General features: G+C 61.4%; 10 protein-coding genes. 9 read left to right on the top strand and 1 reads right to left on the bottom strand.

Annotated features, from left to right (window positions below; genetic code table 11):
• Positions 1-154 precede the first annotated feature (154 nt).
• Entirely contained in the window at positions 155-1,411 is a 1,257-nt protein-coding gene (dinB, locus tag ACTNDJ_RS06030) for a DNA polymerase IV (RefSeq protein WP_427717584.1), read from the bottom strand.
• 201 nt (positions 1,412-1,612) lie between these two features.
• On the opposite strand from dinB, the gene rpsP reads away from it, so the two are divergent.
• From rpsP to ppdK, 9 genes are all read left to right on the top strand, one after another.
• Positions 1,613-1,963, top strand: coding sequence for a 30S ribosomal protein S16 (gene rpsP / locus ACTNDJ_RS06025; RefSeq protein WP_154516223.1), 351 nt, complete (start codon positions 1,613-1,615; stop codon positions 1,961-1,963).
• Between the two features lie 42 nt (positions 1,964-2,005).
• Entirely contained in the window at positions 2,006-2,251 is a 246-nt protein-coding gene (locus tag ACTNDJ_RS06020) for a KH domain-containing protein (RefSeq protein WP_154516529.1), read from the top strand.
• A gap of 34 nt (positions 2,252-2,285) precedes the next feature.
• Complete coding sequence (rimM, locus tag ACTNDJ_RS06015; RefSeq protein WP_427717603.1) at positions 2,286-2,777, top strand: ribosome maturation factor RimM; 492 nt, start codon at positions 2,286-2,288, stop codon at positions 2,775-2,777.
• Between the two features lie 10 nt (positions 2,778-2,787).
• Positions 2,788-3,546: a tRNA (guanosine(37)-N1)-methyltransferase TrmD gene (gene trmD / locus ACTNDJ_RS06010; RefSeq protein ID WP_427747915.1), complete on the top strand. Its 759-nt coding sequence runs from the start codon at positions 2,788-2,790 to the stop codon at positions 3,544-3,546.
• 2 nt (positions 3,547-3,548) lie between these two features.
• The gene (gene lepB, locus ACTNDJ_RS06005; RefSeq protein ID WP_441083446.1) at positions 3,549-4,112 is read left to right on the top strand and encodes a signal peptidase I; all 564 of its coding nucleotides are present in this window, start codon (positions 3,549-3,551) and stop codon (positions 4,110-4,112) included.
• A 59-nt stretch (positions 4,113-4,171) separates the two neighbouring features.
• Positions 4,172-5,083, top strand: coding sequence for a glycine--tRNA ligase subunit alpha (locus ACTNDJ_RS06000; protein WP_441083445.1), 912 nt, complete (start codon positions 4,172-4,174; stop codon positions 5,081-5,083).
• 3 nt (positions 5,084-5,086) lie between these two features.
• Positions 5,087-7,183 (top strand): glycine--tRNA ligase subunit beta, encoded by a 2,097-nt coding sequence (gene glyS, locus ACTNDJ_RS05995; RefSeq protein ID WP_441083444.1) that lies wholly within the window; start codon positions 5,087-5,089, stop codon positions 7,181-7,183.
• A 34-nt stretch (positions 7,184-7,217) separates the two neighbouring features.
• Positions 7,218-8,093, top strand: a complete 876-nt coding sequence (locus tag ACTNDJ_RS05990) for a pyruvate, water dikinase regulatory protein (protein ID WP_154516238.1) — start codon at positions 7,218-7,220, stop codon at positions 8,091-8,093.
• A 341-nt stretch (positions 8,094-8,434) separates the two neighbouring features.
• Positions 8,435-11,185, top strand: a complete 2,751-nt coding sequence (ppdK, locus tag ACTNDJ_RS05985) for a pyruvate, phosphate dikinase (RefSeq protein ID WP_370450592.1) — start codon at positions 8,435-8,437, stop codon at positions 11,183-11,185.
• Positions 11,186-11,322: the final 137 nt, after the last annotated feature.

The raw sequence follows: 11,322 nt of genomic DNA, 5'->3' as shown, positions 1-11,322 counted from the left end.
GAAGGGACTGACCCCGGAGGAGTTCCGGAGACAGTCCCTTGCGGCGTAGTTCTTATTTAAGCCGTCCAGGTTTTGGGGTGCAGTTCAAATTAGCTACCCCGTACTACCCTGACAATCTAAAGTAGCTAAAAAAGCCCCGTCCCAAATTGACTACTTAGTGGGAGGAGAAGCGTGATTGGCGGCCGAAGGATAGGGCGGTGTCGCCGAACTTGTCTCGGACTGCGTCGATGGCGACGGAGAGGTCACGGCGGTCGCTGGATTGGGCTCCGCGGTCGTCGACTTCGCAAAACAGGTCGGTCTGTATGCCGCCTTGATGATTGAAGTCACTCATGCCTATGCCGGCAAGGCGTACATGCATTCCTTCCTGCCAGATGTTGTCGAGCAACTCGATCGCTACCGCCACAAAGATGTTCTCGTCGTCGGTGGGATGGGGGAGTCGTCGCTGTGCCGAGCGACCGCTGCCGTACGAGTACTTAAGTTTGAGCGTCACCGTGGCGCCGGTAAGTCCCTGGCGGCGCAGGCGACGTCCGACGGATTCGCCCAATAGTGCAATCGCCGCTTCGATGTCCCCGCGCTCGGTCAAATCTTTCGCAAAGGTGCGCTCATTGCTTACCGACTTGACCTCACGCTCTTCATCGAGGCTCGTGACTTCGGAAACCTCGAGCCCCAACGCACGCTGGCGCATGCGCTCGCCGTTAACGCCAAAAATCGCAGACAGTGTGGATTCCGGTGCGCGCGACAGCTCGCCCAGCGTGTAAATCCGCATGCGGCGCAGCCGCTCCTCGGCCGAGCGCCCGATACCGCTCATGGCAGAAACAGGTAACGGTGCCAGAAAACGCTGCTCAGTTCCCGGGCGTACGACCGTAAGCCCAAACGGCTTGTCTCGCTCGCTTGCAATCTTGGCCACCGTTTTGTTGCAACCGACGCCGATGGAGCAGGTCACCCCCAGTGCCGCCACGCGATCGCTGATGCGTCGTACGACGAGCAGTGGGTCCTCGGGCGCAAAGCGGCCCGGCGTGATGTCGATAAAGGCCTCGTCAATGGACACGCGCTCAACGCGTGGTGTCTCGTCGGCAAGAATATTCATTACCTGTGCGCTAACCTCGTGGTAGCGATCGAAATGCCCGTGTGTCCAAATGGCCTGCGGACAGAGGCGGCGTGCCTCGGCCGAGGGCATGGCGGAGTGCACGCCAAAGCGGCGTGCCTCGTATGAGCAGGTGGAGACGACGCCGCGCGATTCGGCGTCTCCGCCTACGATAAGCGGCTTGCCGCGCCACTCGGGATGATCGAGCATCTCCACGCTCGCAAAAAACGCATCGAGATCCATCAGACCCACCGCCGGACCCGTCCAGGGCGGCGGCGTGACGCCCGCAGTATCCTCATAACCGTATGTATGTTCGCATCTTTTCATGGCATGAGTATACCGCGCAGCTCATGTGGGGTGCGTGGATGTGCTTGCAAATCGCGAATTCTTGTCTAAGATATGGATTTGCCTTCGACTACACCGAAGAAGTTGGTCTCACGGACTTCACCTGCCCGCGTCGATGGCGTATTATGTTCAACTGTTTGTTTGTAGTTGCAGCCTAAAGCTGCTTGGTTGGAGGAGTTTCCTTTGGCAGTCAAGATTCGCCTTGCTCGTCACGGCGCTAAGAAGCGTCCGTACTACCGTGTCGTCGTCGCCGATTCCCGCGCCCCGCGTGACGGTCGTATCATCGAGGAGGTTGGCCGCTACAACCCGATGACCACCCCCAAGACCATCAACCTCGATCTCGAGAAGATCGCCGACTGGCAGTCCAAGGGCGCTCAGCTCACCGACGCTGTCGCTGCCCTGGTCAAGGCCGCCAACGAGGGCGAGAAGACCGAGACCGTCGTCAAGAAGTCCAAGAAGCAGCTCGCCAAAGAGGCCGAGGCCGCTAAGGCTGCCGCTGAGGCCGCTGAGGCCGCTGAGGGCGCCGAGGAGTAAATCGTGCCTGAGGTTGACGCTGCACAGCTCGAGGGTGAGGCAATGCTCTCAGATCGCATCGCCGATCTCGTCGAATATCTCGTTGTTCAGATCGTCGACGACCCGGATTCCGTGAGCCTGGAAGTTATCGATGGCGACGATGCCTCAACTATTGAGGTTTCGGTTGCCGAGGATGACGTAGCTAAGGTCATTGGCCGTCGCGGCCGTACCATCAAGGCCATTCGCACGCTCGCCCGTGCACTGGCCGCTCGCCTCGACACTTCCGTCGAGGTAGAGGTTCTGGGCTAGGACCTTGAGGTCCCAGTACAAAAACATCGCCCGTGTGGTTAAGCCGCACGGAAGGAAGGGGGAGGTCCTCGCGCAGCCGCTGCGGGGGCTTCCTTCTGTATTGGAGCCGGGTATGCGCGTCGCCCTGACGCCACCGGCGCTCAAGCGTGACCGCTTTTGCACGGTTACATCCGTTACCGATACGGGCGATGGCGATCTGGTTTCGTTTGAGGGCATTGACGACTTGACGGCCGCCGAGGGCATCACGGGTTGTTTCGTTCTGGCGAACCGTGATGACTTTGAGCTCGATTCACTTGATGCCGCCTATACCGACCTTATGGGTCGCGAGGTGGTTGACGAGCGCTTTGGGTCGCTCGGAACGATCGTTGAGATTATGTCGACGCCCGCCAACGACGTTTGGGTTGTCGAGGGTGATCGGTACGGCGAGGTGCTGATTCCCGTGATCGAGCAAGTTGTGCTCGATCTTCCCGATCGGGGGGCAATATCCGTCCACGTTATGGACGGCTTGATCGATATGGACAAGTAGGGAGGACAACATGCTGATCGAGACCCTTTCGGTCTTTCCCGAGATGTTTGAGCCCGTCATGTCCACATCGATTTTGGGCCGTGCCCGCAAGGCCGGCCTTTTTGATTTTAAGGCGTATAACCTGCGCGACTGGACGCACGATCGCCACCGTACCGTCGATGACGAGCCGTACGGCGGCGGGCAGGGCATGCTCATGAAGGTCGAGCCTATTGCCGAGGCAATCGAGGCCATTAGCTCTGAGGGTCCCAAGCCCACCGTGGTGTTCTTTACGCCCTGCGGTGAGCCTTTTACGCAGCATGTAGCCGAGCGCCTGCTCCAAAGCGAGCGCCTGCTGTTTGTGTGCAGCCGCTACGAGGGTGTCGATGAGCGCGCGTATGCCTATGCCGACGAGCGCCTGTCGATCGGCGACTATGTGCTCACGGGCGGCGAGCTGCCTGCTATGGTCGTTGCTGACGCCGTCGTGCGTCTGATTCCCGGCGCGCTTGGTGACGAGATGAGCAACGTTGACGAATCATTCTCGACCGCCGAGGACGGAGGCCTGCTCGAGTACGCGCAGTACACCCGCCCCGCCGAGTTTAACGGCGAGGGCGTGCCTCCCGTGCTTGTAAGTGGTGACCACGCCAAGGTTGACGCTTGGCGCCGCAAGAACGCCATCGAGCGCACCTGTCGCTGGCGTCCCGACTTAATTGAGACGGCGCGGCTTACGCCTAAGGAACGCGCGTATGCGCAAGAGATTTTGGACGCTTCGTATTCGCAGAGCGAGGAGTGAGAATGGTTCCGTCGCAGCATTCCATGCTAAAGGATGCGTTTGAGTGGGTCGTGGTCGTCGCGATTGCGCTCGTCGCCACCTTCTTGATTCGCTCGTTTGTGGTCGAGCCCTTTGTGGTGCCCACCGGTTCCATGGAGTCCACGATTGAGATTGGCGACCAGATCCTGGCGCAAAAGGTGACGCTTGAGCTCGGCCAGCCTGTCAAACAGGGCGATATTGTGGTGTTCCACAACCCCGATGGCACCTCTGAGCACGATGTGCTCGTCAAGCGGGTCATCGCTACGGCCGGCCAGACGGTCAACCTGCAGGACGGCAAGGTGGTCGTTGACGGCCAAGCGCTCGACGAGGACTATACGACGGGCATGAGCTGGCCACTGTCGGTCCAGGCGCCTGGTGCTCAGGTGAGCTATCCCTACACCGTCCCAGACGGGTGCGTGTGGGTGATGGGCGACAACCGCGAGAACTCAGCCGACTCACGCTACTTTGGCCCGGTCGACCGTTCGGACCTGATCGCCGTGGCGCTCGTGCGTTACTGGCCGCTCAACCGTCTGGGCGCTATCGACTAAAAACCGCTATAGTACAGTACCTAACCGTGTAATCGTTTCGACGAGGGGATATTAGAGGCATGAACGCTTCATCGCTTTCCTTCCAAGACATCATCCTGCGCCTCCAGCAGTACTGGGGCGAGCAGGGCTGCGTCATTATGCAGCCCTATGACTCCGAGGTCGGTGCCGGTACCTTCCATACCGCGACCACGCTGCGCTCGCTCGGTCCCGCCGAGTGGCGCACCTGCTATGCGCAGCCCTGCCGCCGTCCCGCCGACGGCCGCTACGGCGAGAACCCCAACCGCATGCAGCACTACTATCAGTTCCAGGTGCTCATCAAGCCTTCTCCGGTTAATGCTCAGGAGCTTTACCTGGGGTCTCTTGCCGCCATTGGTCTGGACCCCAATGACCATGACGTCCGCTTTGTCGAGGACGACTGGGAGAGCCCGACGCTCGGCGCCTGGGGCCTTGGCTGGGAGGTCTGGCTCAATGGCATGGAGGTCACGCAGTTTACGTACTTCCAGCAGGTGGGCGGCATCGAGGTCGACCCCGTGCCTGTCGAGATCACCTACGGCCTGGAGCGCATCGCCATGTATGCCCAGGGCGTCAACTCCGTCTATGACCTGGTGTGGAGCTATTTGCCCGACGGCACGCCCATGACCTACGGTGACGTGTTCCTGGAGAACGAGCGCGAGTTTAGCGCCTACAATTTTGAGGTCGCTAACGTCGAGATGATGCGTCAGAAGTTTGACGACTACGAGGCCGAGTGCCACTCCTGTCTGGAGCGCAAGCTGCCGCTGCCCGCTTACGACTGCGTCATGAAGTGCAGCCATGCCTTCAACCTGCTCGATGCCCGCGGCGCCCTGTCCGCAGTCGAGCGCGCCAACTACATCCTGCGCGTCCGCGCCGTCGCCAAGGCGTGCTGCGAGGTCTATATGGCCGAGGTCGCCGGAGTTAACGAGAATGCCGACCAGGAAGGCGAGGTGGCGTAAGCCATGGCAGACGCTAAGGATTTCCTGTTTGAGATCGGTACGGAGGAAATGCCCTCCGCACCGCTGAACAATGCCGTCAAGCAGCTTGGCGATATGATCGCCAAAGGCCTCGACGAGGCCGGCCTGGCCCATGGCGAGGTCCGCGTGATCTCGAGCCCGCGTCGTCTGGCTGCGCTCGTGGCCAACGTCGCCACCGCGACCGATGAGGTCCACGAGGTCAAGCGCGGCCCTGCGGCAAACATTGCCTTCGATGCCGACGGCAACGCCACCAAGGCCGCTCAGGGCTTCGCCCGCAAGTGCGGTGTGGCTGCCGAGGACCTGATCCGTCGTGAGGATACCGACGGCCGCGAGTACGTGTTCGCCGAGAAGAACATTCCCTCCGCGCCGGCTACCCCTATTCTGACGGCCCTGTGCGAGAAGACGATCGCAGGCCTGCAGTGGCCCAACTACCGCAGTCAGCGCTGGGGCCACGAGCACGCTACGTTTGTGCGTCCGGTCCGTTGGATCTGCTGCCTTCTGGGCGAGGACGTTGTGCCCGTGACGTTTGCCGATGTGACGAGCGGCAATACCACGCGCGGACATCGCGTGCTGGGCGCCGGTGACCATGTTGTCGCCAGCCCCGCCGTCTACGAGCAGGTGCTCGAGGACGCCGGCGTGCTCTCTGCCGAGCGTCGTCGTGAGGCCATCCTTGCCGGTATTGCCGAGGTCGAGGCCGCTCGCCCTGGCTGCCATGTCGATACGCCCAAGAAGGTCTTCGAGGAGGTCATTAACCTCTGCGAGTGGCCGACGGTGCTCGTCGGTACCTTCGACGAGGAGTTCCTCAAGGTCCCGCACGAGATCATCTGCGAGTCCATGCTCACCAACCAGCGCTACTTCCCGATCTATGACGGCGAGGGCAAGCTCACGCGTGAGTTCGTGGTCGTCTCCAACAGCAAGCCCGAGAATGCCGAGCGTGTGATCGACGGCAACGAGCGCGTCGTGCGCGCCCGTCTGGACGATGCCAAGTTCTTCTACGAGGAGGACCTGAAGATCTCCCTCGACGAGTTCCGTGAGCGTCTGGCCAAGGTTGCCTTCCAGGAGAAGCTCGGCAGCGTGCTCGCCAAGTCCGAGCGCATTGAGCAGCTCGCGCTCGCTATTGCCCGCGAGGCCCATCTGGGCGCCCACCTCGCTGCCGATGCCGCTCGCGCCGCGCACCTGTGCAAGGCCGACCTGGTTTCCAACGCCGTCGTCGAGTTTACGAGCCAGCAGGGCGTGATGGGTGGCTATTACGCAACTGCGATGGGGGAGAACGACGAGGTCGCCCACGCCATTCGCGATCACTATCGTCCCCGCTTTGCCGGCGATGAGCTGCCCGAGGGCACCGCTGGCTGCATCGTGGCCTGTGCCGACAAGCTCGATACCATTGCCGGTATCTTTGCCATCGGTGAGCCCCCGACCGGCTCTTCCGACCCGTACGCGCTGCGTCGCGCCGCTATCGGCATTATCAACATCCTGCGCGATCGTCTGCCGATCGACCCCACGACGCTCATCGACTTTGCCCTTGAGCTCTATAGCGAGCAGGGCATCGAGTTCGACGCCGCCGAGGTCGCCCAGCAGGTCCGTGACTTCTTCCACGGCCGTCTGGTGAGCATGGCCCGCGACGAGAAGATTCCGGCGGATACCGTCGCCGCCGTCTCCGCGGTGCACATCATCGCTCCGTCCGTCTTCTTCGCCCGCTGCGCCGCGCTCGACGAGGCTCGTAAGAACGATGCCGAGACCTTCGACAACCTGGCTACTGCCTATGCCCGCGCCGCGCACATCTCCAAGCCCGAGCTGGGTATGGAGTACGATCGCAGCCTGATGGGTGAGGCCGAGCTCGCGCTCGCCGATGCCTCCGAGGCTGCTCAGATCGCTGTCGATGGCGCCCTTGCTGCCGAGGATTACCCGGCCGCATTTGCCGCCCTTGCCGCCCTGCGTGCCCCCATCGACCGCTTCTTCGACGAGGTTATGGTCATGGACAAGGACGAGCAGCTCCGCGATAATCGCCTTAAGCTGCTCAACCGCTTCGAGGCCGTTTTCTCTGGCATCGCCAACATCGGTGAGCTTGCCCGCAAAAAGTAAGCCAGCCTGCGCATAAGCGCAAAAGGAGCCCCGCATGGATTGCCCGGTCACCGCTCGTCCCACCGTTATCGTTATCTCCGACTCGCTCGGTGATACCGCTTGTGAGGTGGTGCTTGCGGCGTCCGGGCAATTTGATGAAGGGGCTTTTCGTCTCTTGCGCTTGCCCAAAGTGAACTCGGTGGAGCAGGTCAAGTCCTTTGTGGGCCCGCGCGTCGATGCGGACCATCGTGATATCGCCGTGTTCCACACTATCGTCGATCCGGCGCTTCGCGCCCGCGTGCTCGATTACCTGGGTATGCTGCATATTCGCTCTGTCGACCTGATCGGTCCGACCCTTGCCGTGCTCTCGTCGCTCATCGGTGTGCCGCCCAAGGGCGTTGCGGGCGTTATTCACAAAACGGATGACCGCTATTTCCACCGCATTGAGGCTATGGAGTATTTCGTTGAGCACGATGACGGGCGCGGTTGCGACGACCTTTCGGGGGCCGATATCGTGCTGCTGGGCGTGTCGCGTACGTCCAAAACGCCGCTGTCGATGTATTTGGCCTATCAGGGTTACAAGGTCGCAAACGTTCCGCTGGCGCACGGCATGGAGCCGCCGAAGTCGATTTACGAGGTCGACCCGATGCGCCTGTTCGGCCTGATTTCGACCGTTGACGTAATTTCTGAGATTCGCGACAGCCGCTTGGGCGATGACTACGCCCGCGCCGTCGCCGGTTCCTATGCCGAGCCCGAGAGTGTGCGCAGCGAGCTTGAGGAAGCCCGTGCCCTCATGAAGCGCCTAGGCTGCTTTGTGGTGCGTACCGACGGTAAGGCGATTGAGGAGAGTGCATCCGAGATCATCGGTCATTTGGAGGAAATCCAAGAAGCTCGAGCCCGTCGTGCCGCTCGCCGAGCCCAACAAAAGTAGCTAATTTGGGACGGGGCTTTTTTAGCTACCCCGGCTGAGGCCGCGAGCTTTTTGGCCGATTGCCGACGGGGTAGCTAAAAAAGCCCCGTCCCAAATTAGCTACTTATGGTAAAGCGATTTAGCAAAGTTCTTTCAGTTAACCTGCAAGTCTCCTACACTGGTATCTTCATAAGGTAACCACCTTTATCTACCGTTTACCGTCAGTTTTACCACGTTTACCAAACCTCGCACCCTCTACGCAAGCACTTCCAATACCCGCCGTATAGTACCCTCACGGCCCGCATCCGGCGGGTCGATTCGTTACCACGGTCGTGCGCGACAGCGCATGGAAGGGGAGTATCGTGAGCGATTGCAAGAGGGTTTACCGTTTTGGAACCGACGCCCAGGGCACCTGTGTCACTGAGGGCGACAAGTCCATGAATTTCGTGCTTGGCGGCAAGGGTGCAAATCTTGCCGAGATGAGCCGCATCGGCCTGCCGGTTCCCGGTGGCTTTACCATTACCTGCCAAACCTGTGTCGAGTACTCCGGCGCCGGCAACGTGTGGCCCGAAGGCGCACTCGATGAGATCGTTGCCGCCGAGGCCGATCTCGAGGCCCGCTGCGGCAAGAAGCTTGGTGACGCATCCGACCCGCTGCTCGTGTCGGTTCGCTCGGGTGCTCCGTTCTCCATGCCCGGCATGATGGACACGGTCCTCAACTTGGGCCTTAACGACGACTCCGTTCTGGGCCTCATTACCCAGACGCAAAACCCGCGTTTTGCCTGGGATAGCTACCGCCGCTTTATCCAGATGTTCTCCAACGTCGTTATGGGTGTCGATGCCGACTTGTTTGAGAACGCCCTGACCCAGGCTCGCTTGGTCGCCGGCGTTCGCGTCGATTCCGAGCTTTCGGCCGAGGACCTGCAGGAGCTCGTCGAGACCTTCAAGGGCATCTTCTCCGAGAACGTCGAGGCTGCCCTGTATCCCGAGCTCGAGGTTGTCGACGGCAAGCCCGTCTTCCCGCACGATCCGGAGCTCCAGCTACGCCTTGCCATCCAGGCCGTCTTTGGCAGCTGGATGAACGAGCGCGCCTGCATCTACCGCAAACAGCATGGCATTTCCGACGAGCTCGGTACCGCCGTCAACGTCCAGGCCATGGCTTTTGGCAACAAAGGCGAGACCTCTGCGACCGGCGTCGCCTTTACGCGCAATCCGGCCGATGGCACCAAGGAGTTCTACGGTGACTTTTTGGTTAACGCCCAGGGTGAGGACGTCGTCGCCGGCATCCGCAACACTGAGCCCATCGCCGACCTCAAGACCACCCCGGGTCTCGAGTCTGCTGGTGAGGAGCTCGAGCGCGTTTTCCTGACGCTCGAGGATCATTACCGCGATATGTGCGATATCGAATTCACCATCGAGCAGGGTAAACTTTGGATGCTTCAGACCCGCGTGGGCAAGCGCACCGCTACCGCCGCGCTGCGCATCGCTATCGAGATGGTCGAGGAGGGTCTCATCACCCGCGAGGAGGCCGTGAGTCGCATCGATCCGGCGCAGCTCGACCAGCTTCTGCATCCGCAGTTCGACTCCTCCAAGAAGTACGAGGCCCTGGCCTGCGGCCTTAACGCCAGCCCCGGCGCCGCCGTAGGCGAGGTCGTGTTCTCGAGCGACGATGCCGTCGCGCGCGCCAACGAGGGCCACAAGGTCATTCTGGTTCGCTGGGAGACCAACCCCGACGACTTGAAGGGCATGGTCGCTGCCGAGGGCATCCTTACCAGCCACGGCGGCAAGACGAGCCATGCCGCCGTTATCGCCCGCGGTATGGGTACGCCCTGTGTCTGCGGCGTTGAGCGCTTCCATATTGACGCCGCCGAGAAGGTCGTGCGCATCGAGGGCAGCGATCGCGTGCTGCACGAGGGCGACATCATCTCCATCGACGGCACCCAGGGCATTGTCGTCGACGGCGCCGTCGATCTGGTCTCCGCCGAGCTCACCGGCGATCTGGACACCATTCTGTCCTGGGCAGACGAGATTCGCCTGGACGAGACCGACGGTCACGCCAACCACGTGCGCGTCAACGCCGACAACCCCGAGGATGCCGCGCTCGCACTCGAGTTTGGCGCCGAGGCCATCGGCCTGTGCCGCACCGAGCACATGTTCCTGGGCGACCGCAAGAACATCATCCAGAGCTTTATCCTGTCCGACGACGAGGCCGTGAAGCAGCAGGCCCTGGCCGACCTGCTCAAGGTTCAGACCGAGGACTTTCTGGCGATGTTTAAGACCATGTCCGGTCGCGATGTGGTCGTTCGCCTGCTCGATCCGCCGCTGCATGAGTTCCTGGATAATCCTCGCGAGCTCGAGGTGGCCATCACCAAGAAGGAAGCCGCCGGCGCCAGCGAGGAAGAGCTTGCCACCCTGCGTGCCCGCCTGCGTCGAATCGACGGCATGGTTGAGTCCAACCCGATGCTCGGCTTGCGCGGTGTGCGCCTGTCCGTTGTCTTTGGCGATCTGCCGCTCATGCAGGTTCGCGCCGTCGCCACGGCTGCTGCCCGCCTTATCAAGGAGGGCGTCGACCCGCGCCCCGAGATCATGGTCCCGCTCGTTTCCATCACAGCCGAGCATGTCCAGACCCGCGAGGTCATCGAGCGCGTGATCGCCGAGGTATCCGCCGAGGAGGGCGTCGAGCTCAATATTCCCGTGGGCACGATGCTCGAGCTGCCGCGCGCCTGCATGGTCGCCGACGAGATCGCCCACCATGCCGACTTCTTCTGCTTTGGCACTAACGACCTCACCCAGACAACCTTCGGCTTCTCGCGCGACGACGCCGAGGCCAAGTTCATCCCGCTGTACATGCACAAGAAGATCTTGAAGGATAATCCCTTCGAGACCATCGACGCGGCGGTGCTCGAGCTGGTGCGTATGGCAGTCGAGAAGGGTCGCGCCGCCAACCCCGATATGCACTTTGGCGTGTGCGGCGAGCACGGTGGCGACCCCAAGTCCATCAAGGGCCTGTTCAACGTGGCCGATGTGGACTACGTGTCCTGCTCGCCCTATCGCGTACCCCTCGCACGACTGGCTGCCGCTCAGGCCAAGCTCGAGGCCAAGCGTTCCGCTTAACTGAGTCGCGTTCCATTTGCGCCTCTTACGCCCCCCTTCGCGCCGCCGCGCCCCCTATGGACGCGGCGGCGTTTTATATTGATTCTATTGGTTCAATACATTGGCAACTGACGGGAGGACTGCGATGAAAAACCTCA

This window comes from Collinsella sp. HCP3S3_D1 (assembly GCF_052064015.1).
Taxonomy (GTDB): Bacteria; Actinomycetota; Coriobacteriia; order Coriobacteriales; family Coriobacteriaceae; genus Collinsella.
The sequence above is the reverse complement of the archived record's forward strand: the minus strand, read 5'-3'. Positions and strand labels throughout refer to the sequence as shown.

Bases quoted from the DNA above. Each gene is read 5' to 3' on its own strand.
- lepB (WP_441083446.1), top strand. From the start codon at position 3,549: ATGGTTCCGTCGCAGCATTCCATGCTAAAGGATGCGTTTGAGTGGGTC.
- glyS (WP_441083444.1), top strand. From the start codon at position 5,087: ATGGCAGACGCTAAGGATTTCCTGTTTGAGATCGGTACGGAGGAAATG.
- dinB (WP_427717584.1), bottom strand. From the start codon at position 1,411: ATGAAAAGATGCGAACATACATACGGTTATGAGGATACTGCGGGCGTC.
- ACTNDJ_RS06020 (WP_154516529.1), top strand. From the start codon at position 2,006: ATGCTCTCAGATCGCATCGCCGATCTCGTCGAATATCTCGTTGTTCAG.
- trmD (WP_427747915.1), top strand. From the start codon at position 2,788: ATGCTGATCGAGACCCTTTCGGTCTTTCCCGAGATGTTTGAGCCCGTC.
- ACTNDJ_RS05990 (WP_154516238.1), top strand. From the start codon at position 7,218: ATGGATTGCCCGGTCACCGCTCGTCCCACCGTTATCGTTATCTCCGAC.
- ACTNDJ_RS06000 (WP_441083445.1), top strand. From the start codon at position 4,172: ATGAACGCTTCATCGCTTTCCTTCCAAGACATCATCCTGCGCCTCCAG.